Consider the following 25,608-nt stretch of genomic DNA (forward strand, 5'->3'; position numbering starts at 1 on the left):
GGGACGCCTCCTCACCAGGTCGACAGCAGCGGCGGCAGGTCGCGCACCGTGTCGATGCGGCGGTAGTTCTCGGTCGGCGGTTCCGCCTCCTCGTGCGCCCAGGTGACGTGGTAGGGCACATGCACGGCGTGGCCGCCAACGGCCAGGACCGGCAGGACATCCGAACGCACCGAATTGCCCACCATGACGAAGCGCGCCGGGTCCACCCCATGCTTGCCCAGCAAGCGCCCGTAGGTCTCCGGATCCTTCTCGCTGACGATCTCCACGGCGTTGAAGCGCTCGGCAAGGCCGGAGCGGGCGATCTTGCTTTCCTGGTCGAACAGGTCGCCCTTGGTGATCAGCATCAGGCGATAGCGGCCGGACAGCGCCTCCACCACCTCCGCCACGCCGTCCAGCAGGTCCACGGGATGCTCCAGCATGGCCTTGCCGAAGTCGATCAGGCTCTGGATGTCGCGCCCGCCGATGCGCCCGTCGGTCAGGTCCACCGCCGTCTCGATCATCGATAGCACGAAGCCCTTGATGCCGTAGCCGTAGACGCGCAGGTTCTCCCGTTCCGCCCGCAGCAGGCGCCGGTCGATGTCCGCCGGGTCGGCGGCGTGGGACAGGAGCGCGCGGAAACGCTCCTGCGTCATCGAGAACAGCGACTCGTTGTGCCAGAGGGTGTCGTCGCCGTCGAAGGCGATGGTGTCGATCATGGGGAGGCTCGGTTCCGAAATCCGTGTGCGATCCAGAGGTATGACGCGGCGCGCGGCCTGTCCAGCGCCTGCCTGCATCGTGAGCCCGTCCGTGCGACTGCCCAAAGCGTGTGCGGACGAAGGGGCCGCGGTGGCGGCGGACAGTATTGGTAACAAACAATATCCGTGAGATGGAGGCCTCAATAGAAGCGGACAAATCAACGGCGTGGGTGGGTGTTGTTCGTGTCGCCATCAATTCGCGGAGCGTCTAATCTCTGCCGCTGCTCATGACTTGTGCATCGGTGATATTCCTGAGGCAGCTATCGAGATTGCACACGGCGGGCATTCCCACTTGTCGGTGGTAGGACCACTTTGGATGGGTAATATTCTTTCTCACAGGCCGAGGGCGCGGCCGACGGTTCCGAAGCGGTTCCGCTGGCCCCCTCGCTCAACCGACGAAATAGGAAAAACCACCATGGCAATGGCTCTGCAATCGGCCCGCGTTGGCCGTGGCTCCTGGGCTGCTCCGGTGGCGCATGTGCTGGACAATGTTCTGGATACATTCGCTCTGTGGCGGCAACGGGCTCTCACCCGCCGCGAACTCGCCCGTCTCGACGACCGCATGCTGCACGACATCGGCATCAACCAGTTCGAAGTCGAGTGCGAAGTCAGCAAGCCGTTCTGGAAGGCCTGATCCTTCCCGGCTGACCGAGACGCTCATGAAAAAGGGCCGCTTCCGTTCGGGAAGCGGCCCTTTTCGTGTCTGGGGTGCCTTGTTCAAACCCTCTCCCATCCCCGATGGGAGAGGGAGGGACCCGCGAAGCGGGAGGGTGAGGGCAAGGTTTTGCCGAGAATCCTACGCTCGCGTTGCCTGGATTCTCGGGCTGACCTTGCCCTCACCCTCCCACCGCTGATGCGGTGGGCCCCTCCCTCTCCCGCCGGAGGCGGAAGAGGGGGGAATATATCAGATGCAGATCTGCTGGAGCGGCGCGAAGCCGTTGAAGCAGACGGCCGAGTAGGTCGTCGTGTAGGCGCCGGTGGCGTGGATGCGCACGCGGTCGCCGGCCTTCAGGTCCAGCGGCAGCTTGTACTCGGCGCGCTCGTACAGCACGTCGGCGCTGTCGCAGGTCGGGCCGGCCAGCACGACCGCTTCGCCGTCGCAGTCGCCGTCATCGCCCAGCACCTCGATCGGGTACTGGATGGCTTCGTCCATCGTCTCGGCCAGACCGCTGAACTTGCCGATGTCCAGATAGACCCAGCGCTTCAGGTCGGTGGCCGACTTGCGGGAGACGAGCACGACCTCGCTCTCGATGATGCCGGCGTTGCCGACCATGCTGCGGCCCGGCTCCACGATGGCTTCCGGCAGGCGGTTGCCGAAGTGGGTGCGCAGGGACTCGAAGATGGCCTGGCCGTAGGCGGTCGTCTCCGGCACGTCGGTGCGGTAGCGGGTGGGGAAGCCGCCGCCCAGGTTGATCATGCCCAGATCGACGCCCAGCACCTCAAGCTCGCGGAACAGCTGCGCCACCTGGAAGATGGCGTGGTCCCACTGCATCAGGTCCTTCTGCTGCGAGCCGACGTGGAACGACACGCCGTAGGGCACGACGTCCATGTCGCGGGCCTTCAGCAGCAGCTCGCGCGCCATGGCGAGGTCGCAGCCGAACTTGCGCGACAGCGGCCACTCCGCACCCTCGCCGGAGGTCAGGATGCGGCAGAAGACGCGCGAACCGGGGGCGGCGCGGGCGATCTTCTCCAGCTCCGCCTCGCTGTCGAAGGCGAACAGGCGCACGCCCAGCTCGAAGGCGCGGCGGATGTCCGCTTCCTTCTTGATGGTGTTGCCGTAGGAGATGCGCTCCGGCGAGCAGCCGGCGTTCAGCACCATCTGGATTTCCGGCACGCTGGCGGTGTCGAAGGCGGAGCCCAGGCGGGTCAGCAGGCTGAGGATTTCCGGCGCCGGGTTGGCCTTCACGGCGTAGAAGATCTTCGCGTCCGGGAGGGCTTCCTCCAGGTCGTGGTAGTTGGCTTCCACGACGTCCAGATCGACGACGAGGCAAGGAGTCTGCGGGCGCTGCTCTTCGAAAAAGCGCGCAATCTTATCGGTCATCTCAGTCTCCCGGACGCAAGATGCAGGTGTCTGGACGAATTGTGAGTAGTCGGGGTACGGAGCGGCCGCGCGCAACTGACCAAAAACAAAAGGTCAGGCGCTCAGGCCGCCGATACTGGACTGCCGTTCGACCTTGCCTGTGTGCGACAGGACTGTCCGGGCTGGGATATTTCGGAAACGGGTGAGCCGGCGCCCACCCACAACAACATGAACCATCGTAACCTCCAAGACGCCGCCTTGCTTAAGGGACGGTCGGGGATCACGCGTTACGTCGTTGCATAACCACATCTCGAAAAGACGAGGGCGGGCCAGCGGCACGTGCGCTTGCGAGTTGCGGTTACATAGATCCATCAGCCCGGCATTTAAAGTGAAAAATGCGCCGCGCCGCAAAAAAGTAGCAACCCTCCGTCTGGGGTGGAAAGTCCCATAAATATCATGGGCTTGGGTGGTGTTTTCGGGCCGGTTCAGGCGTGCTTGGCGGCCAGCGTCCGGTGCGCCAGCGCCGCCCCCAGCGCGACCAGCCCGATGGCCCCCATCATGGGACGCTGCGTGCCGGTGTGCAGGTGGCCGACGGCCACGCCAACCCCCGCCGCGATGGCCATCTGCGCGAAGCCGACCAGGGCGGAGGCGAGGCCGGCCATCATCGGGTAGGGGCCGACCGCGCCGGCCATGGCGTTGGGCAGGGTCAGCCCGGCCCCCACCATGAAGACGAAGACCGGTGCCACCACCGCCGCCAGATGCGCGACGTCGGCGACCGCCAGCGCCACCCCCAGCAGCCCGCCGGCCAGCGACAGCGCCGTGCCCGTGCGGATCATCCAGGGGCCGCCCTTGCGGTGGCTCAGCCGTCCGGCGAGGAAGGAGCCCAGCGTGTAGCCCAGCACCACCACGCCGAAGCTCGCCCCATACTGCGCCGGGGTCAGGTGCAGCCGCCCGATCAGCACGAAGCTGGAGCCGGAGATGAAGGCGAAGATGCCGCTGTAGGTGAAGGCCACCGTCAGCATGAATCCCAGGAAGCCGCGGTCGCGCAGCAGCAGAATGTAGTTGGCGGCCATCCGGCCGGGCTGCAGGGCGTTCTCGTCCCGGTGCGCGTTGGTCTCGGCCAGCAGCGCCCAGGTCGCACCCAGGATCAGCACGGCGAAGCCGGTCAGCAGCAGGAAGTTGCCGCGCCAGCCGAACAGCTCCGTGATGACGCCGCCCAGGATCGGGCCGACCGCCGGGGCCAGCGTCATCGCCATGGCCATGTAGGCGAGCGCCGTCGCCGCCCGGTCGCGCCCGAACACGTCGCGCACCACCGCCCGCGCCACCACCGGGCCGCAGCAGGCGCCCAACGCCTGGAAGAAGCGGGCAAGGATCAGCCCGCCGATGCTGTCGGTCAGCGCGCAGGCCGCACTCGCCACCAGATAGATCGCCACCCCGCCCAGCAGCGCCGGCCGCCGGCCGAACCGGTCCGACACCGGCCCGTAGACGAGCTGCGACACCGCGAAGCCGACCAGGAAGACCGACAGAGTCAGCTGCACGGTGGCGATGTCCGTCCCGAACACCGTGACCAGCGTCGGCAGCGAGGGCAGGTACAGGTCGGTCGACAGCGGGCCGAAGGCGACGAGCGCGGTCAGCAGCACCCGAACGGCGAGGGAATCGGGGCGGGGCATGGGCTTCACAGCGATTCCGGAAGGGAGGGGCCACTCGGCAGCAGACGGCTCTATAACAGAGGGCGCGCCGCGCGGCCCCGCCCGCTTTCGGCATGCTTCCGTTGCAAGTGAAACAACCCTTATCCGTACCGCAGCAGCCGCGCCCCGTTGGTCTTCAGCCAGGCGCGCGGCGCCTTCACGTCGGGGGTCAGCTGCGCGCACAGCGCCCAGAATCGGGCGGAGTGGTTCATCTCCCGCAGGTGCGCCACCTCGTGGCCGACCACATAGTCCAGCACCGGCTCCGGCGTCAGGATCAGCCGCCAGGAGAAGGACAGCCGGCCGGTGGCGGAGCAGCTTCCCCAGCGGCTTTTGGTGTCGCGCACGGTCACGGCGGCGACCCGCGCGCCGATCAGGGCGGCCTTGGCGCGCGACCGTTCGGCCAGTTCGCGCTTCGCCTCCGCCATCAGGAAGTCGCGCACGCGCCGCGCGACATGCTCCGGCTGGCCGCCGACCAGGATGGCGCCGTCCTCCCGCCGGGTGGCGCCGCGCAGGTCGGCGGTGTGGCGGATCACATGATCGACGCCCAGGTAAGGCACGACCGCCCCGTCCGCGAAGGGCAGCTGCGGGGGCAGCGCGGCCAGCCGCGCCCGCACCCAGCCGTCGTGGCGGCCGACGAATCGCAGCGCCTCGATTTCCGGCACGCCGACGGGAATCACCACCTGGACCAGCCCGCGTCCCGCGTCCACCCGCAAGGTCATCCGCCGCGCGCGGGCGCTCTCCCGCAGTTCCAGCGGGACGGGCAGTCCCTCCACGGCCAGCGCGCGCGGGGCTTTCGGGCGGGGGCTCTTTGGTTTGCGGCGGAAGATCATATCTCTTTATAGACCGGCGGGGGCTGTGCAGCCAATGGATCGGCGGCCGCGCGATCGCGCGGCCAGTGGAACGGCGACTTTTCACATTCGAACGGATTTTGTCTCAACTGAGTTCTGCATGTGACATTTGACTCTGGCTGCCAAGTCGCAGGATAAAGTGTCCTTAACCCGAGCGGTTTGGTGAAGTCGTGACCGAGTATACCGAAAAGAGTCTATCCGAAAGTCATATGACGAGCCGTGAATCCCGGCTTGAGGCCTTGTTGTCGGCCAACGGCGCCGCTCACGCTTTGCTTTCGCCGGATGGGCGGATTCTCGTGGTCAACCAAGCCTTCGCCGCCGTCTTCGGGTGTCTGCCGGAGGATATCGAGGACAAGGGCCTGGCCGTGCTCGGCATCCCCCCGGCCATCGTCGCGCAGGTCGTGGCGCAGCTTCGCCGCGTCGTGGTCACGGGCAACCCGGTCACCGCTCCGGGGCTGCTGCCGAAGGGGGAGGTGACACTGACCCCCGTGCGCGATGCCGACGGGGTCGTCACGGCCGTCGCCGCCATCGCCGACGCGAACGCCGCCCTGCTGGCCGCCGCGCGGACGGAGACGGAGCAGGCACGTGCCGAGACCGAGAAGGCGCGCGCCGCGAAGGGCCGCTTCCTGTCCGCCGCCAGCCACGACCTGCGCCAGCCCTTCCAGGCCATGCACCTGTTCCATCACCTGCTGATGGGGCGCCTGACCGATGCCGGCTCCCGCGAGTTGGGCGACAAGCTGGAGCAGGCCATCACCGCCGGCGAGACGCTGCTGCGCGCGCTGCTGGACGTTTCGGCGCTGGAGGCCGGGTTGGTGAAGGCGAAGCCGCAGACCTTCCCGATGGACGAAACGCTGGGCCGCCTGCTGCAGGAATTCGCGCCGGAGGCGGAGGCCAAGGGCCTGCGCTTCAACGTGCGCCCGGCCGAGCTGGACGTGACGACCGATCCCGTCCTGCTGGAACGGCTGCTGCGCCCGATCCTGTCCAACGCGCTGCGCTACACGGAAAAGGGCGGCGTGCTGCTGGCCGCGCGGCGGCGTGGCACGGCGTTGCGGGTGGAGGTGTGGGACACCGGAATCGGCATCGCCGAGGGCGATCAGGCCGCGATCTTCGAGGACTTCCACCAGCTCGGCAACCCCGGCCGCGACCGCAAGCAGGGGCTGGGCCTTGGCCTCGCCATCGCGCGGCGTCTGGCGGAGGTGCTGGGGACCGCGATCACCGTGCGCTCGCGGCCCGGCAAGGGCTCCGTCTTCGCGGTGGAGGTGCCGCTGGCCGACGCCGAACGCGACGATGAAGACGAGACCGACGGCATCAACGGTGACGTGACCGCCGCATCCGCCAAGGCATCCAATGCCGAAGCCGACCAGGACGCCGACAAGGGCACCGTCCTGGTCATCGAGGACGACGCCATGCAGCTTGAGGGCATCGGGCTTCTGCTGCGCGGCTGGGGCTATGCGGTGATCCCGTCGCGCAGCCTGTCGGAGGCCTACGCACGGCTGGCCGCCACGCCGGCGGCGCCGGACCTCGTCCTGTCCGACCTGCGGCTGACCGGGCCGGAAACCGGCATCGACGCCATCCGCGCCGTCCGCGACCGCTGCGGCCGTCGCCTGCCCGGCGTGATCGTCACCGGCGACACCGACCCCGACCGGCTGCGCGCCGTCGACCGCTCCGGCTTCGACGTGGTGCACAAGCCCTACGACCCGGTGGTGCTGAAGTCCCTGATCGCCCACAGCCTGTCCGGCGCGGGAACCCGCGCGGGCGTGTGACCCGTCCGGCCGTTTCTGCTATGATCCCACGGGCATTCAGGACATAGGGATCGGATTCGAAGCCATGGCAGCCGCCGGAACGGACCATCCGCGGTACGAGGACATCCGGGCGCGCCGGATTGCGCAACGGCGCGCGGCGGCGCTGACCGCGCTGAAGCAGGCCGATGCGCTGGCCCGCCGGGCGGGCGGTCGCCTGGTCGTGTTCGGGTCTCTGGCCGAGGGCGGCTTCCACGAGCGCTCCGACGTCGATGTCGCCCTGCTCGGACTTTCGCCGGGTCCGGACAGCGACGTTGCGGCGGAGGTGGACACGCTGCTCACCACCGCCGGCTTCGAGGCGGACGTGATCCCGGACCGCTTCCTGTCCCCAAACCTTCGTGAAAGGGTGCTGCGCCATGGCCGCGAACCCGGCGCTCTGGGCTGACGTTCAGCGCGACCTCGATGCCGCGCGAACGAATGTCCGCACCGCGGCGGCGCGGGCCGAGACGTTGCTGGCCGGCGATCCCTTGCCCGAGCCCTTGCCAGACGACGTGCGCATGGACCGCGAATACGCCATCGGCTTGATGCTGCACAACGGCTATGGCGCGATGGAGAGCGCGCTCGAACGGCTGGTCCAGGCCGTCGATGGCGCTTTGCCCATGGGCGCCGCCTATCACGCCGAGCTGATCCGCCGCGCCGCCGCGCCCATCGAAGGCTTGCGCCCGGCTATGCTCTCCCCGACGACGGCGGCGAGGTTGCAAAAGCTTCGGGGCTTCCGGCACGCCTTGCGCCATGCCTACGATGGCTATGATTTCGCCCGCGCGGCGGAGAACGTCCCCATCGCCGTGGAAGCCGAAGCGGGCTTTCGGGCGGATGTGACGGCCTTCGCCCGGGCCATGGGCATTCTGTAGGCAGCGGACCGGCCGAACGAACGGATAGCCGCGCCCACGCTTGCCCCGGCGGTCCCGCCGATCGGCCAAGCGCGGCTTGCCGGCAAAAGGCCCATACTTCCCGTGGAGGCCCCGGCGGAGAGTCCGGGGGTGTCCCGCCCCGGCCATGGCCTCCGGAGGGAGGGTGCCATGCTGCGCTGTGCCGGTTGGCGTTGGTCCTTCGTAATGGCGGTCGCAATGGTGACGCTGGGTCCGGTGAGCCCGGCCCCGGCGGCTTCGGTCGATAAGGACTGGAGCGGGCGCGGCGTGACGCAGGGCGATTGGGACCGGTTCGATCGGGACCGGTTCGGGGACCTGCGTGGGTGCCTGTTCGGCTATCGGCCCGGCCTGGATGTCCTCACTCCCGGCTACAACCCGGCGCCGGTGTCCGGCTATTGCCCGCCGCCGGTCGCTTATTACCCGACCCCGCTGGTTGCCGCACCGACGACGCCCCTCATCCTGTCGGGTCCGAGTCGCTATTACTGCGATCTGCCCTCCACGGCTTTGGCCGGCAATGCGCTGTCGCGGGTGACCGGGTCGCTGTGCCGGGACGGCTCTGCCGTTTGGGCTCTGCCCCGTTGATCCGTACGGCTGATTGACAGCACACCCATCTCTCCCTAACGCTTGCGGAAAAGAAGTACAAAGTCGGGGAGGGATTTTTTCATGCCGACACGGCCACCAGGGCCGGATTGCGTCTTCATACCGCCTGCCGCGCCGCCTGCACCCGTTCCAGGTTGCGGGTGAGCAGTCGCGCGCGCCCAACCGCCATCACCAAAACTTCACGTCACCATAACTTCAAAAGACCGTCGCGGGACCGCAACCCGCGCTCTGCATTCCAAGAAATCCACCAATCGACCGGTCCAACGCCGACCGGCACAGGGAGAGACAGACCATGCTGACCCGCCGCACGCTCGCCGCCTCGACGGCCGCGCTTGCCCTCGCCGTCGGACTTTCCGGCAGCGCCCTTGCCCAGCAGAAGACCGTCATCGAGTTCTGGCACGGCCTGCCGCAGCCGCTCGGCGGCCAGCTTGAGCAGGTGGTGAAGGGCTTCAACGACAGCCAGGACAAGGTGCAGGTCAACGCCAGCTACAAGGGAAGCTATCCGGAGACGATGCAGGCCGCCATCGCCGCCTTCCGCGCCGGCAACGCTCCGCACGTCGTGCAGATGTTCGAGGTCGGCACCGCCACCATGCTGGCCGCCGGCCCGGCCATCAAGCCGGTGCACCAGCTGATGAGCGAGACGGGGGCCGCCTTCGACGCCAACGCCTATATCCCGGCGGTGCGCGGCTACTATTCGTCGAAGGACGGCAAGATGATGGCGCTGCCCTTCAACAGCTCGACCACCATCACTTTCTACAACAAGGACGCCTTCCAGAAGGCCGGGCTCGACCCGAACAAGCCGCCGGCGACCTGGCCGGAGGTGATCGACGCCGCCCGCAAGCTGAAGGCCGCCGGGGTCAACTGCCCGATGACCTTCTCCTGGCCGACCTGGACGCAGTTCGAACAGGTGGGCGCCATCCACAACAAGCCCTTCGCCAGTCAGTCCAACGGCTTCGGCGGGCTGAACGCGGAACTGAAGGTCAACGACCCGTTCTTCGTGAAGCATCTCCAGACGCTGGTCGATCTCCAGAAGGAAGGGCTGCTGAAATACGCCGGGCGCGACACCGCCGCCGACCCGCTGTTCCCGTCGGGCGAGTGCGCCATGATCCAGGCCTCCTCCGGCCTGCGCGGGCGCATCGTGAAAGAGGCGCAGTTCGCCTGGGGCGCCGCCCCGCTGCCCTACTGGCCGGATGTGAAGGACGCGCCGAAGAATTCCATCATCGGCGGCGCCGCCTTCTGGGTGATGACCGCGCCCAAGCGCACAGCGGACGAGTACAAGGCCGTGGCCGACTTCTTCAGCTATCTCGCCCGGCCGCAGGTGGACGCCAAGTGGCACATGGACACCGGTTACGTCCCCGTGACCTTCCTCGGCTTCGAGGAGGCGAAAAAAGCCGGCTTCTATGAGAAGAACCCCGGCGCCGACGTGCCCGCGCAGCAGCTGACCCGCACGCCCACGACTGAGAACAGCATGGGCCTGCGGCTCGGCAACCTGCCGGAGATCCGCAACATCATCCAGGAAGAGATGGAAAAGGCCTTCCAGGGCCAGCAGACCGCCCAACAGGCGCTCGACAGCGCGGTCAAGCGCGGCAACACCGTGCTGCGCAACTTCGAACGCGCCAACAAGGGCTGAACAGGCCCTCTCTCGTCCGCCGCAAGGGAACTCTGAAGGCAACCACTGACCGTCATTCCCGCGAAGGCGGGAATCCAGGGCACCTCGACAACCTTCTGGGTCCGCCTGGATCCCCGCCTTCGCGGGGATGACGGTGGTCGGTCGTTCTTGGAAAGCCCTTGTTGCGGTGCGGGTCGATTTCGAGGACTTCATGCAACGTCGCGTCATTTTCGACAACAAGGCGTTGCCCTACCTGCTGCTCGCGCCGCAGGTGGCGGTGACGCTCGTCTTCTTCATCTGGCCGGCGGTCCGGGCCGTCTGGCAGTCCGTGCATGTGCAGGACGCCTTCGGCCTGCGCAGCCAGTTCGTCTGGTTCGAGAATTTCCAGGCGGTTCTGGAGGACCCCAGCTACCTCGACAGCCTGCGGGTGACGGTGATCTTCAGCGGGGCGGTCACGCTGCTGTCGCTGGGGGTGGCGTTGGGGCTGGCCGTGCTGGCGGATTCGAAGATCAAGGGGGCGCGCGTCTACAAGACGCTGCTGATCTGGCCCTACGCGCTGGCGCCCGCCGTGGCGGCGGTGCTGTGGATGTTCATCTTCAACCCGGAGATCGGCATCCTCGGCCGCGCGCTGAACGACCTCGGCTACGCCTGGGACTACCGGCTGAACAACGCGCAGGCGCTGACCATGGTCATCCTGGCGGCGAGCTGGAAGCAGGTTTCCTACAACTTCATCTTCTTCCTGGCCGGGTTGCAGGCGATTCCGCGCTCCGTGCTGGAGGCGGCGAGCATCGACGGGGCCAGCGCGCCGCGCCGCTTCTGGACGATCACCTTCCCGCTGCTGTCACCGACGACCTTCTTCCTGCTGGTCGTGGACATGGTCTACGCCTTCTTCGAGACCTTCGGCACCATCCACGCCCTGACCCACGGCGGCCCCGGCCGGGCGACCGAGACGCTGATCTTCCGCGTCTACCAGGACGGCGTGGTGAACCAGGACCTTGGCGGTTCCTCGGCGCAGTCGGTGATCCTGATGGTGATCGTCATCGCGCTGACCGCCGTCCAGTTCCGCTTCGTCGAGCGCAAGGTGCACTACTCATGATGGCCCGGCGACTTATGGACCTCGTGCCGCACGCCGTGCTGATCCTGGGCGTGTTGGTCTTCGCCTTTCCGATCTACGTCACGCTGATCGGCTCCACCTGGGACGCGGGGACCATCGGGCGCGGCAACCTGCCGCTGACGCCGGGCGGGGAGTGGTTCGACAACTATGCCTCCGCCTGGGCCGAATCGCAGAGCGAGCGGCTGCTGCACACGCCCGTGCGCGTGATGATGTGGAACAGCCTCGTCATGGCGCTGACCATCGCGCTGGGGAAGATCGCCATCTCCATCATCTCCGCCTACGCGGTGGCCTTCTTCCGCTTCCCGCTGCGCATGGTCTTCTTCTGGATGATCTTCATCACGCTGATGCTGCCGGTGGAGGTGCGCATCATCCCGACCTACGAGGTCGTGGCGAACCTGGGCCTCATCGACACTTACGCCGGGTTGACCGTTCCGCTGATCGCCTCAGCCACGGCGACGCTGCTGTTCCGGCAGTTCTTCCTGACCATCCCGGACGAGCTGGTGGAGGCCGCCAAGATCGACGGCGCGGGGGCGGTGCGATTCTTCGTCGACGTGGTGCTGCCGCTGTCGCGCACGAACATCGCGGCACTCTTCGTCATCCTCTTCATCTACGGCTGGAACCAGTACCTGTGGCCGCTGCTGGTCACCAACAGCGGCAGCATGGAAACGGTGGTCATCGGCATCACCAAGATGATCGGCACCGGCGAGGCCGCGACGGAGTGGAACGTCATCATGGCGACCACCGTGCTGGCCATGCTGCCGCCCGTGGCGGTGGTGGTGCTGATGCAGCGCTGGTTCGTCAAAGGCCTTGTGGACAGCGAGAAGTAAAAAGACATGGCAACGGTCGATCTGAAGCAGGTCCGCAAGTCCTACGGCTCCGTCGAGGCGATCAAGGGCATCGACATCGCGGTGGCGGACGGGGAGTTCCTCGTGCTGCTCGGCCCGTCGGGCTGCGGCAAGTCCACGCTGCTGCGCATGGTGGCGGGGCTGGAGAGCATCACCGGCGGCGACATCGCCATCGGAGGGCGCGTGGTCAACGGGCTGGAGCCCAAGGACCGCGACATCGCCATGGTGTTCCAGAACTACGCGCTCTACCCGCACATGAGCGTGTTCGACAACATGGCCTACGGGCTGAAGATCCGGGGACTGCCCAAGTCCGAGATCCAGGCGCGCGTGGCGAAGGCGGCGGAGATCCTGGAGCTGAACCGCTTCCTCGACCGCCGGCCGAGCCAGCTGTCCGGCGGGCAGCGCCAGCGCGTCGCCATGGGCCGCGCCATCGTGCGGGAGCCCGCGGCCTTCCTGTTCGACGAGCCGCTGTCGAACCTCGACGCCAAGCTGCGCACGCAGATGCGCGTGGAGATCAAGCGGCTTCAGGACCGGCTGGGCATCACCAGCCTTTACGTGACGCACGATCAGGTGGAGGCGATGACGCTCGCCGACCGCATCCTGGTCATGAACCACGGTGTGGCGGAGCAGGTCGGCACGCCGCTGGAGGTCTACCAGCGCCCGGCCAGCCTGTTCGTGGCGGGCTTCATCGGCTCGCCGCCCATGAACGTCGTGGACGCCCGCATCGACGCGCGGGGGGAGGGGGTGGACCTGCCCGGCGGCGTCCGGCTGCCGCTGCCGCGCCCACAACCGGACCTCGCCGGCCGCGCGGTGAAGCTGGGCGTCCGGCCAGAGCATCTGTCGGTGACGGCCGACGGTCCGCTGGCCGTGTCGGTGGAGCTGGTGGAAGCGCTGGGCGCCGACACGGTGGTCTATGGGCGGCTGCCGCACGGGGAGGCGCTGGTGGTCCGCATGGCCGGCCTGCCGCGCTGCCGCGAGGGCGAGACGCTGCGCCTGACCGCCGCAGCCGACGCGCTGCACCTGTTCGACGCGCAAACCGGGTGGCGCCTGCCCGGCTAATCCGACTAAACTGCTCAGGTACAAAAGCAAAGGGAAGAGACGAACCCATGAGTGACACGACAAGCGACAGGGCGAAGAAGGTCCCGCCCTTCCACCTCGCCTTTCCCGTCCGCGACAAGGAGGAGGCGCGCGCCTTCTACGCGGGCATGCTCGGCTGCGGGGTGGGGCGGGAGTCCGACCGCTGGATCGACTTCGACCTCTATGGCCATCAGGTGGTGGCCCATGTGACGGAGGAGGCGGGAACCCACGCCACCAACCCCGTGGACGGGGAGGAGGTGCCCGCCAGCCATTTCGGCGTGATCCTGGACTGGGACGACTGGCACGCCCTGGCCGACAAGCTGAAGGCGTCGGGCATCAAGTTCCTGATCGAGCCGCAGATCCGCTTCAAGGGCCAAGTCGGCGAACAGGCGACCATGTTCTTCCTGGACCCGAGCGGCAACGCGCTGGAATTCAAGAGCTTCCAGGACATGAGCCAGATTTTCGCGCGCTAGCGGCGCGTCCTGGTGTACCTCTTCAGGCATTGAACACCCACCGAAGAAGGGATCAGAGACGTGAAGCTCTACATGAAGCCGGGCGCCTGCTCGCTGTCGCCGCACATTGTCCTGCGCGAGACCGGCCTGCCCTTCGACCTCGTGAAGGTCGATCTCGCCGCCAAGAAGACCGAGGACGGCAGCGACTTCCTGGCCGTCAACCCGAAGGGGCAGGTGCCCACGCTCGCGCTCGACGAGGGCGGGATCCTCACCGAAGGGTCGGTGATCGTGCAGTATGTCGCCGACCGCGCCCCGGACTCCGGCCTGCTGCCGCCGGCGGGCTCGCTGGACCGCTACCGCGTGCAGGAGTGGCTGAACTTCATTGGCACCGAGCTGCACAAGACCTTCAGCCCGCTGTTCCGCCCGACCACGCCGGACGCCTATAAGGACATCGTCAAGCAGACGCTGAACGCCAAGTTCGCCGTGGTGAACGCCGCGCTGGACGGCAAGGCCTACCTGATGGGCGACCGCTTCACGGTGGCCGACGCCTATGCGTTCACGGTGCTGCGCTGGGCGAAGCCGATGGGCATCGACCTCGGCGGTTTCCCGAACCTCGTCGCCTATCTGGCGCGTGTGGCCGAGCGCCCGGCGGTCGCCGCGGCGCTGGCGGCGGAGGCGTAAGGAACCGCTTGCCCCCTCCCTCCCACGGCTTCGCCGCGGGTCCCTCCCTCCCCCGCTTCGCGGGAGAGGGGCCTTGGGCAACGCGGCGGCAGCCCCCTCCACCGCCAACGGCGGGGGAGGGTTAGGGTGGGGGCAATGCCTTACGCCGCGGACCGCTTGCCGCCGCCGGCCGCACCACCATGCGCGCCGCCATGCGGGGCGGGGCGGCGGTTGTGGCGGTTCTGCTGGTTGACGGACGACTTGGCCTTCAGCGGCTGATCGCCGCCCGGCGTGCCACGGGGCTTGTCGTTCTGGGGCTTGGTGGCCTGCGGCTTCGGCGAAGCGCCCTGCGTGGCCCCTTGGGGAGCGGCCTTCGCGGCCTTCGCGGCCTGCTGCGGCCGGCCGCCACCCTGACCCTGGCCCTGCCCACGGTTCCCCTGCGGGCGGCCCTGCTGCTGTTGCTGCGGCTTCTTGCGCGGCGGCTTGGCGGTGGAGGCGTGCAGCGCGGCGACGACGGTCGCGTGGTAGGGATGGTCGTGGTCGGCGGGGACCGGCTGGCGGATCGTCTTTTCGATGTCCTTCAGGTAGGCCACCTCCTCCGCGTCGCAGAAGGAAACGGCGCTGCCGTCGGTGCCGGCGCGGGCCGTGCGGCCGATGCGGTGGACGTAGCTTTCCGGCTCGTTCGGCAGGTCGAAGTTGATGACGTGCGTGATGCCGTCGATGTCGATGCCGCGCGCGGCGATGTCGGTCGCCACCAGCGCCCGCAACTCGCCGGCCCGGAAGGACTCCAGCGCGCGGACGCGGGCCGACTGCGACTTGTCGCCGTGGATGGCGTCGGCGGGAATGCCGGCCTTGCGCAGATGGTCGGCGACACGGTCGGCGCCGTGCTTGGTGCGGGCGAAGACGATGGTCCGCTCCATGGCGCTGTCCTGCAGCAGGTCGGCCAGCAGGCGGCGCTTGTCGGCCTTCTCAACGAACAGCACGCGCTGGGCGATGCGCTCCACCGTGGTGGACTGCGGGGCGACCTCGATCCGCTCGGCGTCGGTCAGGATGCTGTGGGCAAGTTCGACCACCGCGTCCGGCATGGTGGCGGAGAACAGCAGCGTCTGGCGCTGCTTCGGCAACACCGCGACCACCTTCCGCACGTCGCGGATGAAGCCCATGTCGAGCATGCGGTCGGCCTCGTCCAGCACGAAGACCTCGATGTTGTCGAGCACGCACTGCTTCTGCGCCATCAGGTCCAGCAGGCGGCCGGGGGTCGCCACCAGCACTTCCGTCCCGCGCGCCAGCGCCGCGACCTGCGGGCTCTGCCCCACGCCGCCGTGGATCACCGTGCGGCGGATCGGCAGGTGCCGGCCGTAGGTCTTGAAGCTGTCGGCGATCTGCAGCGCCAACTCGCGCGTCGGGGTCAGGATCAGCGCGCGGGGCGCCTTGGCCTGGACGCGGCGCTTGGCCTCGAACAGGCGCTGGAGGATCGGCAGGGTGAAGGCGGCGGTCTTGCCGGTGCCGGTCTGCGCGAGGCCCAGAACGTCGCGGCCTTCCAGAAGAACGGGGATGGCGCGGGCCTGGATCGGCGTGGCGGTCTGGTAGCCCTCCTCCGCGACGGCGCGCAGAAGGGGCTCGATCAGGCCGAGGCCACTGAATTCGGTCATGCGTGATGGGTCCTGGTCACGTGAAAAGGGGCCGCACCCCCTGGGGGCGCCGCCGGGCTGTCGCGCTCCGCCGCGGGAGTGCGCGGAGCCATCAATTCACCGTGGGAAGGCGCAACAGGCGCGCCGGTACCGGGCCAACAGATACCAAGAGTCAAGGAGCCGGCAGCCCCAAAGCGGAATCGACCGACCACACATAGGCGGTGGGGCGGCCTTTGGCAAGCAAACACGGTCCCGGAGACCGGAGAGGACAGGAAATGTCCCGCGCCCGCCCCCTTCCGCGGAAGGGGGCGGCGGCCGATCGCGGAACGTCAGCGCTTGGTCACGACGCCGCAGGCGACGCGGTCGCCCGACGCGCCGGCCGGTTCGCTGGCGTAGTCGTCCTGCTGGGCGTGGACGACGAAGGAGGTGCCGCCCGGCTTGAACAGGCTGGCCTGCCCCTCGCCCAGCGTCACCTGCTGCGCGATGATCTCGAAGGCGCCCTTCCCGGAGTCGGTGACGAGGAAGTTCGGCAGGTCGCCGGCGTGGGTGGGGGCCGCGTCGAAGCCGTGCTGGCCGCCGCCGGGGTTGAAATGCCCGCCCGCCGCCGCGAAGGTCGGGGTGCAGGCGCCGTTCTCGTGGATGTGGACGGCGTGCCAGCCGGGCTTCAGCCCCTCCAGCTCGCCGTGGATCAGCAGGCCGTGCGGGAACTGGGTCAGGCTGATGGTGCCCAGGTCCTTGCCGTCCGCGTCCTTCATGGCGGCCTGGGCCTGCGGTTGGCCGGGCATCTGCGCCGTCGCCGTCGTCGGCGCCAGTGCCAGCGCCGCGCCCAGAGCGAGAAGGGCCGCGCCGGCGGCCAGTGCGGTACGTCTCATGTCTCTTGTTCCTCCCACGGTTTGTCATTCCCACGGTGTCCGGGCCGGTGCGGGAGCCGCAACGCCCGGATGTGCAAAATTTGGGCTTAAGCCACCGTGTCAAGTCAACGCTCGCTTTCGGCCAACTGCGGCTTTTCGCCGCGCGAACGTCACACTGGGATTGCGAACGGCTTGCAGTATGATGGGCGCTCGCGTGCACGGCGAAGGTGATGGTGGGAATGGCGTCGCGGCTTGAGGCCTTGTGCCTGGAAAAGGGTTTGAAGATGACCGGCCAGCGCCGCGTCATCTCGCAGGTTCTGTCGGAGTCGGACGACCATCCCGACGTGGAGGAGGTCCACCGCCGCGCGGTGCTGATCGACCCGCGCATCTCCATCGCCACCGTCTACCGCACCATGCGCCTTCTGGAAGACGCGCAGGTGATCGAGAAGGTCGACCTGGGCGACGGCCGCGCCCGCTACGAGGAGGCGACGGCCGACCACCACCACCACCTGATCGACACCCGCAGCGGCCGCATCATCGAGTTCGCCAGCCCGGAGCTGGAGGCCCTGAAGGAGCGCATCGCCCGCGAGCTTGGCTACCGCATCGTCGGCCACCGGCTGGAAATCTACGGCATTCCGCTCGACGACACGGCCGACCACGAGTTGGATGGCGAGGGCGTGGGGGAGCCGTCATGAAGCAGGACGCGCGCGCCCTGACGCTCGATCCCTTCCCACCGGAAAGCGTCGGCGGCCGCGAGGCGGTGCGGCGCTGCTACACGGGTCTCTGCGACTGCGGCCAGCCGGAGCGCTACGCCCTGGAAGCGGCGGTCACCGTCTTCCGCTACCACAACCCGGACTGCACGCTGTTCCAGGCACAGACCATCGTCAGCCACTGGGTCGCCGGCCCGGTCCGGCATTGATAAAGCGCTTGCTTCCGTAGGTTGGGTTAAGCGTCAGCGCAACCCAACACACGTCGCTGTGCCAGAACTGTTGGGTTTCGCGAGCGCTCAACCCAACCTACGGTGATCTGCGGTGATCGTTCGTCTTACCGACGCCGCCTCTTCTCCAGGGTTTCCGGGGCGAAGTCCTCGGGCTTCATGGGCTTGTCGAAGGTGGGCGGCTTCAGGTCGTTGTCGATGCCGCTGACCACGTAGCGGCCGCCTTCCAGGTCGTAGGTGATCTCCATGGCCGGCGCGAAGGCGGGAAGCTGCGGGTAGGCGACGCCGTGCGCCTCGGCGTAGCGGACCAGATCCCCCCTGGCGTTGTAGTGGTCGGCCATGACGATCTGCCAGGAATCCTCGTCCAGATAGTAGGTGCGCTCCGGCAGGGCGTGGCGGTAGTTCGGCTTGATCTTGGCCTCCACCACCCAGACCCGGTGCAGCTCGTAGCGCAGGAATTTCGGGTTCGGGTGGTTGGGCCACAGGAAATCGACCGGCGACAGTCCGTCGGCGTTCATCCGATAGGCGTTGTAGGGCACGTACATCTCGCGCCGGGACACCAGCGTGAAGTCGAAGCGGTCGAGCGGCCCGCTGAACATGTCCAGCATGTCGGCGGTGCGGATGCCGCCCGTGGCCGGGTCCGGCCGGTCGTAGACGAAATCGCCGGCGCGCACCGGCTTGCCGGTCTCGCCCGCCCGGTACCAGGCGGCAAAGCCGGTCAGGATCGGGTCCAGCGTCCCGTGCAGCAGCAGGGTCGTCCCGGCCTCGGCCTTGGGGGACAGGGTGGTGCGGCGGTAATAGAGCGGGCGCCCCTCAAGCCCGGCGGCGTAGCCGGACAGACGATCCTCCCGGTAGATCGACATCGGCATGTTGCCGGCCTGATCCAGGATCACGGTCAGGCCGGTGCGGCTGACCGCCTCGCCGCGCCAGCGCAGGACGTGGTTCCACATCGCCTGGACGCCGTTGGCCGGGATGGGGAAGGGCACGCCCACCCGCGCGTCCTTCAGCGCCAGCCCGTTCTCCCCCAGCCTGGCGCGCCTGGCGTTTTCCAGCGTCGCCTCGTAGACGCGTCCTGGAGCGGCGGCGCTGCGCCGGGTCGGGAAGACCGGGATCTCGAAGGTCGGGTCCTTCTGCAGCAAGGCCTGAAGCCCCGCCGACAGCCGCACCTTGTAGCGCTCCAGGTCGGCCGGCCCCACGGTGAACCAGCGCGCGTCCTCGTCGTAGGGGTCGGGCAGGGGACGTCCCGGCACGGCGTCGTCCGGCATCTTCGTCAGCCCGCCCGCCCACAGCGGGATCGCGCGCGTCTTGTTGCCCGCCCGCACCGCGCCGAAGGGCGTCAGCTCCTCGCCCAGGGCGGGGACCTTTTCCGGCGGCGCCTTGTCCTGGGCGGTCTTGTCCTGGGCGGCGGCGGGCAGAGCGAGGAGAGCCAGCAGGGCGGCGGCGAAAAGGCGGTTCATGAGGTCAGCCGGGTTCGGGGTGCCCGAACCATATACCTCAAACGGGCATCAGCCCCCGACGGCAATTTTCTCCGCGGGGACGTCGTCCAGATAATGGGGTTCCGGGCGCAGGTAGAGGTCTTCGTAATGGACCAGAACCGGTTCGCCCAGCGGGACCGGGCGGCCGTCGCGCCACGCCCATTCGCCGCGGTCGCAGTCGGCGGCGCGGACATAGCCGTTGATGTAGAGCCGCCGGTCGCGGCCGGAGCGGTTCGGCCCCGAACCGTGGATCATGTGGGGGTGCCACAGGCCGACGTCGCCCGGCTCCAGCGCGAAGTCCACCAGCTTGGCCGGGTCGAGCCCGTGCCGCTCCAGCGCCTCCTCGGCGATGCCGGTGCCCAGGATGCTGCCGCGCGGGGCAAGGGCGAGGTCGCCCAGCAAATGGCTGCCGGGGTAGAGGCGCATCGCGCCGCTCTCCGCCGTGTGCGGGTCCACGGCGATGCCGGTCTGCACGTAGGACTCGCCCAGGTTCCGGTAGGCCTCGCGCGGGCGGCGGAAGCGGCTGTCCTGGTGGAAGGCGTAGTCGCCCCCGGCCGCCCCCGGCGGCTTCCAGTGCATCTGGTTGATGATCTGCTTCACGTCGCGGCCGACCAGCGGCTCCACGATCCGGAACATCCGCTCGTCCAGCCGCACGGCGTTCAGGATGCCGTCGCTGTAGGACGGCCACTGCACCATGCGCACGGTGTGCCCAATGGCCGGGTCTTTGGCGACGCGGACGTGGAAGTTGCCGTGGCGGAAGCTGCGCGGGTGCGTCAGGCCCTCCGCATACTGCCGGTCGAAGGCGTCGGACAGCTCAGCAACCTCCGATGCGGAGAAGACGCCGCGCAGGATCACGAACCCGTCGCGGCGGTAGGCGTTCCGGATGTCGGAGGCGGGCGGCAGGGGCATGATCGGGGTCCGGCGCGGTGGGCGACATCCATATCATTCGCCTTGCGCCGCCCGTTCGCAACTCCGCCGGGCGTGACAAGTGCTTCGGGATTCGGGCGACCTCATACGCGATCCGAAACATTCGGATCGCTGCGTTCACACGCCACGCAGGCTTCGGCCCTCACGGGCCGCGGCCGCCGTCGCGGCCGATACCGTGTTCGAAACGTCAGAGCTTTTCGAACACGGTATCAAAGGGTCGCGACGTACCGCTCCACGTCGCGCAGCGCCGTTTCGACCGCCTCGGCCAGCGCGGTGACCCGGTCCCATGGGGCGCCGCCGTTCGCCGCCTGCTCCAGCGCCTGCGCCGCGTTGCCGAGGATCTTGGCGCCGGCGTTGCGCGAGCACCCCTTCAGGTTGTGGGCGCAGCCCCGCAAGCGGACGGGATCCTGGGAGGCCAGGGCCTCGGCCAAATCCCCGGCGATGCTGCGGCTGACCGTGACGAAGTCGCCCAGCAGCTCCTGCACCAAGTCGGGGTCGTCGCCGCAGAGCTGGCGCAGCGAGTCGAGTTCGAGCGGGGGCGGGGTTTCCGCCGGGGGAGCCGCCGCCGGGGCCGGTGCCGTGGGGGCAGGCGCAGCCGCCGCCGGCATGTGGCGGGCCAGCGCGGCGCCGAGTTGGCCGAGGTCCAGCGGCTTGCTCAGCACGCCGTCCATGCCGGCGGCGTAGTAGCTTTCGATGTCCGCGGGGGCGGCGTTGGCGGTGATGGCGACGATCGGCAGATGAAGGCCGGTTTCCCGCTCGGCCAGACGGACGCGGCGCGTCAGCTCGAAGCCGTCGACCTCCGGCATCTGGATGTCGGTCAGCAGCAGGGCGTAGCGCCGGGTCTCCAGCGCGGCCAGGGCCTCGGCACCGCCGTTGGTCATCTCCGCCGTGTAGCCCAGCGAGTTCAACTGCATCTGGAGGACCTTGCGGTTGATCGCGTTGTCCTCCGCCACCAGGATCAGGCGGCCCTGGGCGTGCGCCTCCTCCAGGCTGGACGGTGGGACGGTGGGTAGGGTGGACGGCGCCGGGCGGGGGGCTGCCGGTTGCGCAAGGACAGTGGGAGTCGGCGGCGCGGGCGGCTCGTTGTCCTGGGCGGCGCGGCCGGCGGCGACGGCGACGGCGCGCACCAGGACGGACCGGCGCACCGGACGGCTGACCGGGATCGGCCCCTCCGACAGGCGGGCGGCGCCGGTCGAGGGGTCGTAGAGCAGCACGGTCGGCACGCGCGGCTCGCCGCTGCGGCGGCCGAGCACCTGCGGGGCCTGGGCGGCGGCGGGGGTGTGCAGGGCCTCGTCCACGACCACCACGTCGAGCGCGCGACCGGCGGCTTGCGCCGTGCGCGCCTGCTCGGCCAGCGTGCTGGCCTCTCCGGCCGGCAGGACGCGGGCGCCCGCCGTTTCCAGGTAGCAGGAGACGAAGCTGCGCTCCATTTCTTCCGGCAGGCCGATCAGGACGGTCAGGCCGGACAGGTCGATGTCGGGCGGATGGGCGGCGGCCAGGGCGGCGCCCGCCACCGCCAGAGTCAGGTCCACCCAGAAGGTGGAGCCGTCGCCGGGGGCGCTGTCCACGCCGATCTCCCCGCCCATCAGCGCGACCAGCCGCCGGCAGATCGACAGGCCCAGCCCCGTGCCGCCGAAGCGCCGGGTGGTGGAGCTTTCCGCCTGGGTGAAGGGCTGGAACAGGCGTCGGCGCGCGGTTTCGCTGATGCCGATGCCGGTGTCGGTCACCTCGATGCGCAGCCGCGCCCAGCCGTCCCCCTGCCCGGCGAGCGAGGCGCGCACCACGATGCGGCCGGATTCGGTGAACTTGATGGCGTTGCCGCCCAGGTTGAACAGGATCTGGCGCAGCCGCACCGGGTCGCCGATCAGGTCCGGCGGGATGGACGGGTCCACGTAGGTCAGCAGCGACAGGCCCTTCGACCGCGCCGCCGGGGCCAGCGTGTCGGCCACCCCCTCGACCAGCGCCGGGACGGAGACCGGAACCTGCTCCAGATCCATCTTGCCGGCCTCGATCTTCGAGAAGTCGAGGATGTCGTCGATGATGCGCAGCAGCGAGGTCGCCGACTCCCGCATCGTCGCCACCGTGTCGAGCTGCCCGGCGTCGAGATTCGTGCGTTCCAGCAGCTCCAGCATGCCCAGCACGCCGTTCATGGGCGTGCGGATCTCGTGGCTCATGGTGGCGAGGAAGGCGGACTTGGCGGAGGTCGCCTGCTCCGCCTGTTCCTTGGCGATCTCCATCTGGCGCTCGGCCAGCTTGCGGCGGGTGATGTCGTAGATCCAGGCCAGATAGACCGGCTTGCCGTCGAACAGCGTCGGGTCCACCGACACCAGCGCCCAGAAGGTGGAGCCGTCGGCGCGGCGCAGCTTCACCTCCGCGTCGCGCAGCTGGCGGCGGAAGGCGGTCCAGTGCGTCTCGTGCACCTCGTGGGTGCCGTCCTCCTCCTGCTCCACGATCAGGCCGCCGATGGCGGCCCCGGTCAGACGGTCCTTCGCCACGCCGACCAGATTCACCAGCCGGTCGTTGCAGACGGTGATGATGCCGTCCTCGTCGAAGGCGCAGACGCCGACGGGGCTCGATTCCAGGACGGCGCGCATCTGCTCGCGGCTCTGCCGCAGCTCGTGCGTGCGCTCCTCCACCTTGGTCTCGATCGCCATGATGTAGTCGTAGGCGCGCAGCGCCGCGATCACGGCGGTGAACAGCCCTTCCGCCGACAGGTCGGCCTTGGACTTGTAGTCGTTGATGTCGTAGCCGACGATCACGTCGCGCTGCGGCGCCTGGCCGGGCTGGCCGGTGCGCAGGATGATGCGGACGTCGCGGTTGCCCAGCTCACTGCGGATCCAGTGGACCAGCTTCAGGCCGGCGTCGTCCTCCTCCATCACCACGTCCAGCAGGATCACCGCGATGTCGCGCCGTTCCTGGAGGATGGCGCGCGCGTTGGCGGCGGTGAGGCTGCTGATCAGGTCCAGCGGCCGGCCCTGGAACTGCACGTCGGCCAGCAGCAGACTGGTCATGGAATGGACGTCGGCTTCGTCGTCCACCACCAGAATCGGCCAGGGCGGACGGGGGGACGCGGTCTCGCCCTCCTCCTCCGCGAACAGGATCTCGTCGTCGGCGTCCAGCGCGACCGCCTCGTCCGTCATGCTGCTTCCGTTCCCATGGGCTCTTCCGTGGCTTCGGCCATCCGCGGCGCCGAACGCGGGATTCGCACAATGAAGGTGGTCCCACTTTGGGGTGTGCTGTCAACCGAGATTTTCCCGCCGAGCGACTGGGTCACGAGGTTGAACACGATGTGCAGGCCAAGCCCGCTGCCGCCGGTGCCGCGCTTGGTCGTGAAGAAGGGTTCGAACACCTTCGGCAGGTTATCGGCGGGGATGCCGGCGCCGTCGTCGGCGAAGCGGATTTCCAGCTCGTCGTCGGGCAGTTCCTGCACCGTCAGCGTCATGTGTCCTTCCGCCTGATCGGGGAAGGCGTGGGTCAGGGCGTTCATGACGAGGTTGGTGATGACCTGGCTGAGCGCGCCGGGGTAGCTGTCCATGCCGACGCCGTCGGGGCAGTCGATGGTCACCTTGTGCGGGCTCTTGCGCAGGCGCGGCCCCAGCGAGGTGATGATCTCCTCCAGATAGGCGCGCAGGTCGAAGCCGCGGCGTTCCTGGCTGGTCTGGTCCACGGCGACGCGCTTGAAGCTCTGGATCAGCTCCGCCGCGCGGGTCAGGTTCTGCTCGATCAGGCGCGAGGACTCGCCCGCCGCCGCCACATAGGCGACGAGGTCGGACTTCTTCATGGCGCCCTTCTCGAAGGCCTCGGTCAGGGCGCGCGTCTTGGACGAGAGGTGGGTGGAGCAGCCGTAGGCGATGCCCACGGGCGTGTTGATCTCGTGCGCGACGCCGGCGACCAGCAGCGCCAGCGAGGCCATCTTCTCCGCCTGGACCAGGCTGTCCTGGGTTTCCTTCAGGTCGGCGTAGGCGGACTCCAGCGCCTCCATGGCGTTGAACACCTCCTCGGCGGAGCGGGCCTCGACCGTCACGTCGGTGAAGGTGCGGACGAAGCCGCCCTCCGGCAGGGGGTTGGAGCGCACCTCGATGATCGTGCCGTCCGGGCGCCGCCGCTTGAAGGCGAAGGGCTGGTCGGGGACCACGGCGACCTGCTCCAGCTCCAGGTCGGGGTCGATGCTGAACTCCTCGAAGGCGCCATGCTCGCGCTGCCGGCGGACGATGTCGGGGAACAGCGGGCTGGTGGCCAGGAAGTCCGGCGGCACGTCCAGCAGCTCCGCCGCCCGGCGGTTCGACATCACCACCCGCAGATTGCGGTCCACCATGATGATGCCCTGGTCGGTGTTGTCGAGCGTGATCTGCAGCACGTTGCGCTCGCGGGCGAGGTCGCGTTCGGCCTGCATGCGCTCGGTCACGTCGGACATGGTGCCGGTCAGGCGGATCGCCGTGTCGTCGGCGCTGCGCAGCGCGGTCGCCCGGTCCTCGATCCAGGCCCAGTGGCCGTCGCGCCGCCGCATCCGGTAGACGGCGGTGTAGGCCATCGCCTTGTCGCGCACGCGCCGCCGGGATTCGGCCACCACGCGGCGGGCATCGTCGGGATGGATCAGCGCCTCCCACGTCTCGGCGTTCATCGCCAGCTCGTTCGGCCCGTAGCCGAGGATCGCCGGGAACTCCTTCGACCACCAATACTGCCCGGTGCGCAGGTCGTAGTCCCAGACGGAGGAGCGGGTGGCCGCGATGGCGAGCGCCAGCCGCTCCTCGCTCTGGCGCAGGGCCGCCTCCTCCTCGTCCAGGCGGGCGAGCATGCCGTTGTAGGCGGCGATGACGCGGCCCAGCTCGTCGGCGGAGAACCAGTCCACGGGGCGGCGGGCGTGCTCCTGCTCCGCCGTGCGGATGGAGTCGATCAGCCGGCCGAGCGGCACGCCGATGGTCAGCCGGTGGGCGGTCAGCGCCGTCACCACCGTGCCGACCAGCATCAGCAGCAGAAGCCAGAGTGTGTTCACCACCTCCTGGTGGATCTGCTCGTCCACCGAGGCGTAGGTGAAATACAGCGTCAGCGAGCCCAGCCGGCGGTTCTGCACCTGGATCTGCCGCCGCACCGTCTCGCGGTCGGCGAAGGGGCGGCAGTCCGGCCCCGGCCAGGCGAAATAGCCGTCGGCCAGCTCGTCCGCCACCTCGATGCACAGAAGCTCCCGGTTGACCGAGATGGCCTGGACGATGTTGCGGATCGCCGGCACGTCCACCGCCCACAGGCTGGAGGACAGGGCGACGGCGTTGATCTCCGCGATCGCCTCGATCTTGTCGCGGAGCGCCCCGCGCAACTCGTTGTACTTGCCGTAGAAGAAGATCGTGGAGAAGCCGAGCGTCGTCAGGGTCAGGATCGGAATCAGGATCAGCAGGAACTTGGCCGACACCGTCGGCACCCTTTTCCACGCCTGCTCGATCACCGTCATAGAGGGGATTCCAAACCCGGAGCGTCCGC

23 protein-coding genes are annotated in these 25,608 nt (G+C 68.7%); 13 read left to right on the forward strand and 10 right to left on the reverse strand.

Features of this window, described 5'->3' with window-relative positions; all coding sequences use genetic code 11:
- Positions 1 to 11: 11 nt before the first annotated feature.
- Positions 12 to 695: an HAD family hydrolase gene (locus tag ACSVC7_RS00370; protein WP_448204410.1), complete on the reverse strand. Its 684-nt coding sequence runs from the start codon at positions 693 to 695 to the stop codon at positions 12 to 14.
- Between the two features lie 454 nt (positions 696 to 1,149).
- On the opposite strand from ACSVC7_RS00370, the gene ACSVC7_RS00375 reads away from it, so the two are divergent.
- Positions 1,150 to 1,368 (forward strand): DUF1127 domain-containing protein, encoded by a 219-nt coding sequence (locus ACSVC7_RS00375; RefSeq protein ID WP_448204411.1) that lies wholly within the window; start codon positions 1,150 to 1,152, stop codon positions 1,366 to 1,368.
- A 270-nt stretch (positions 1,369 to 1,638) separates the two neighbouring features.
- Here ACSVC7_RS00375 and ACSVC7_RS00380 read toward each other — a convergent pair whose 3' ends face one another.
- The 3 genes from ACSVC7_RS00380 to ACSVC7_RS00390 all read right to left on the reverse strand — a co-directional run bounded on the left by ACSVC7_RS00380 (position 1,639) and on the right by ACSVC7_RS00390 (position 5,272).
- Positions 1,639 to 2,775 carry a type III PLP-dependent enzyme gene (locus ACSVC7_RS00380; RefSeq protein ID WP_448204412.1) on the reverse strand — a complete coding sequence of 379 codons (1,137 nt, stop codon included), beginning with the start codon at positions 2,773 to 2,775 and terminating at the stop codon, positions 1,639 to 1,641.
- A 464-nt stretch (positions 2,776 to 3,239) separates the two neighbouring features.
- The gene (locus ACSVC7_RS00385) at positions 3,240 to 4,424 is read right to left on the reverse strand and encodes a multidrug effflux MFS transporter (RefSeq protein WP_448204413.1); all 1,185 of its coding nucleotides are present in this window, start codon (positions 4,422 to 4,424) and stop codon (positions 3,240 to 3,242) included.
- Between the two features lie 119 nt (positions 4,425 to 4,543).
- On the reverse strand, positions 4,544 to 5,272 hold the full coding sequence (locus ACSVC7_RS00390) for a M48 family metallopeptidase (RefSeq protein WP_448204414.1): 729 nt from the start codon (positions 5,270 to 5,272) through the stop codon (positions 4,544 to 4,546).
- Positions 5,273 to 5,499: 227 nt separating this feature from the next.
- Between ACSVC7_RS00390 and ACSVC7_RS00395 the strand changes: the two genes are divergently transcribed.
- The 10 genes from ACSVC7_RS00395 (at position 5,500) to gstA (ending at position 14,336) form a co-directional block, all read left to right on the forward strand.
- Positions 5,500 to 7,053, forward strand: coding sequence for a hybrid sensor histidine kinase/response regulator (locus ACSVC7_RS00395; RefSeq protein ID WP_448204415.1), 1,554 nt, complete (start codon positions 5,500 to 5,502; stop codon positions 7,051 to 7,053).
- Between the two features lie 64 nt (positions 7,054 to 7,117).
- Positions 7,118 to 7,474, forward strand: coding sequence for a nucleotidyltransferase family protein (locus tag ACSVC7_RS00400; RefSeq protein WP_448204416.1), 357 nt, complete (start codon positions 7,118 to 7,120; stop codon positions 7,472 to 7,474).
- Positions 7,446 to 7,940 (forward strand): ribonuclease toxin HepT-like protein, encoded by a 495-nt coding sequence (locus ACSVC7_RS00405; protein WP_448204417.1) that lies wholly within the window; start codon positions 7,446 to 7,448, stop codon positions 7,938 to 7,940. Before ACSVC7_RS00400 ends, ACSVC7_RS00405 begins: the two co-directional genes overlap by 29 nt.
- A 204-nt stretch (positions 7,941 to 8,144) precedes the next feature.
- Positions 8,145 to 8,540 (forward strand): hypothetical protein, encoded by a 396-nt coding sequence (locus ACSVC7_RS00410; protein WP_448204418.1) that lies wholly within the window; start codon positions 8,145 to 8,147, stop codon positions 8,538 to 8,540.
- 310 nt (positions 8,541 to 8,850) lie between these two features.
- Positions 8,851 to 10,188 (forward strand): sn-glycerol-3-phosphate ABC transporter substrate-binding protein UgpB, encoded by a 1,338-nt coding sequence (gene ugpB / locus ACSVC7_RS00415; RefSeq protein ID WP_448204419.1) that lies wholly within the window; start codon positions 8,851 to 8,853, stop codon positions 10,186 to 10,188.
- A 190-nt stretch (positions 10,189 to 10,378) separates the two neighbouring features.
- Positions 10,379 to 11,263, forward strand: coding sequence for a sn-glycerol-3-phosphate ABC transporter permease UgpA (gene ugpA / locus ACSVC7_RS00420; RefSeq protein ID WP_448204420.1), 885 nt, complete (start codon positions 10,379 to 10,381; stop codon positions 11,261 to 11,263).
- Entirely contained in the window at positions 11,260 to 12,108 is an 849-nt protein-coding gene (ugpE, locus tag ACSVC7_RS00425) for a sn-glycerol-3-phosphate ABC transporter permease UgpE (protein ID WP_448204421.1), read from the forward strand. The genes ugpA and ugpE overlap by 4 nt, the downstream gene beginning before the upstream one ends.
- A 6-nt stretch (positions 12,109 to 12,114) precedes the next feature.
- Entirely contained in the window at positions 12,115 to 13,185 is a 1,071-nt protein-coding gene (locus ACSVC7_RS00430) for a sn-glycerol-3-phosphate import ATP-binding protein UgpC (RefSeq protein WP_448204422.1), read from the forward strand.
- A gap of 47 nt (positions 13,186 to 13,232) precedes the next feature.
- Positions 13,233 to 13,676 carry a VOC family protein gene (locus tag ACSVC7_RS00435; RefSeq protein ID WP_448204423.1) on the forward strand — a complete coding sequence of 148 codons (444 nt, stop codon included), beginning with the start codon at positions 13,233 to 13,235 and terminating at the stop codon, positions 13,674 to 13,676.
- Positions 13,677 to 13,736: 60 nt separating this feature from the next.
- Positions 13,737 to 14,336, forward strand: a complete 600-nt coding sequence (gene gstA / locus ACSVC7_RS00440) for a glutathione transferase GstA (protein WP_448204424.1) — start codon at positions 13,737 to 13,739, stop codon at positions 14,334 to 14,336.
- 140 nt (positions 14,337 to 14,476) lie between these two features.
- Here the strand turns inward: gstA and ACSVC7_RS00445 are convergent, their stop codons facing one another.
- Together ACSVC7_RS00445 and ACSVC7_RS00450 are read right to left on the reverse strand one after the other, a co-directional pair.
- The gene (locus ACSVC7_RS00445) at positions 14,477 to 15,967 is read right to left on the reverse strand and encodes a DEAD/DEAH box helicase (RefSeq protein WP_448204425.1); all 1,491 of its coding nucleotides are present in this window, start codon (positions 15,965 to 15,967) and stop codon (positions 14,477 to 14,479) included.
- A gap of 308 nt (positions 15,968 to 16,275) precedes the next feature.
- Positions 16,276 to 16,818, reverse strand: a complete 543-nt coding sequence (locus tag ACSVC7_RS00450) for a superoxide dismutase family protein (RefSeq protein WP_448204426.1) — start codon at positions 16,816 to 16,818, stop codon at positions 16,276 to 16,278.
- Between the two features lie 218 nt (positions 16,819 to 17,036).
- Between ACSVC7_RS00450 and ACSVC7_RS00455 the strand changes: the two genes are divergently transcribed.
- Together ACSVC7_RS00455 and ACSVC7_RS00460 are read left to right on the forward strand one after the other, a co-directional pair.
- Positions 17,037 to 17,492, forward strand: coding sequence for a Fur family transcriptional regulator (locus ACSVC7_RS00455; RefSeq protein WP_448204427.1), 456 nt, complete (start codon positions 17,037 to 17,039; stop codon positions 17,490 to 17,492).
- Positions 17,489 to 17,716 carry a hypothetical protein gene (locus ACSVC7_RS00460; RefSeq protein WP_448204428.1) on the forward strand — a complete coding sequence of 76 codons (228 nt, stop codon included), beginning with the start codon at positions 17,489 to 17,491 and terminating at the stop codon, positions 17,714 to 17,716. The genes ACSVC7_RS00455 and ACSVC7_RS00460 overlap by 4 nt, the downstream gene beginning before the upstream one ends.
- A gap of 125 nt (positions 17,717 to 17,841) precedes the next feature.
- Here ACSVC7_RS00460 and ACSVC7_RS00465 read toward each other — a convergent pair whose 3' ends face one another.
- From ACSVC7_RS00465 to ACSVC7_RS00480, 4 genes are all read right to left on the reverse strand, one after another.
- Entirely contained in the window at positions 17,842 to 19,191 is a 1,350-nt protein-coding gene (locus ACSVC7_RS00465; RefSeq protein WP_448204429.1) for a DUF1329 domain-containing protein, read from the reverse strand.
- 48 nt (positions 19,192 to 19,239) lie between these two features.
- On the reverse strand, positions 19,240 to 20,118 hold the full coding sequence (locus ACSVC7_RS00470) for a phytanoyl-CoA dioxygenase family protein (RefSeq protein ID WP_448204430.1): 879 nt from the start codon (positions 20,116 to 20,118) through the stop codon (positions 19,240 to 19,242).
- A 227-nt stretch (positions 20,119 to 20,345) separates the two neighbouring features.
- Complete coding sequence (locus ACSVC7_RS00475; RefSeq protein ID WP_448204431.1) at positions 20,346 to 23,276, reverse strand: hybrid sensor histidine kinase/response regulator; 2,931 nt, start codon at positions 23,274 to 23,276, stop codon at positions 20,346 to 20,348.
- On the reverse strand, positions 23,273 to 25,579 hold the full coding sequence (locus ACSVC7_RS00480) for a PAS domain-containing sensor histidine kinase (RefSeq protein ID WP_448204432.1): 2,307 nt from the start codon (positions 25,577 to 25,579) through the stop codon (positions 23,273 to 23,275). The genes ACSVC7_RS00475 and ACSVC7_RS00480 overlap by 4 nt, the downstream gene beginning before the upstream one ends.
- Positions 25,580 to 25,608: the final 29 nt, after the last annotated feature.

The sequence above is a fragment of the Azospirillum mesophilum genome (assembly GCF_053470405.2).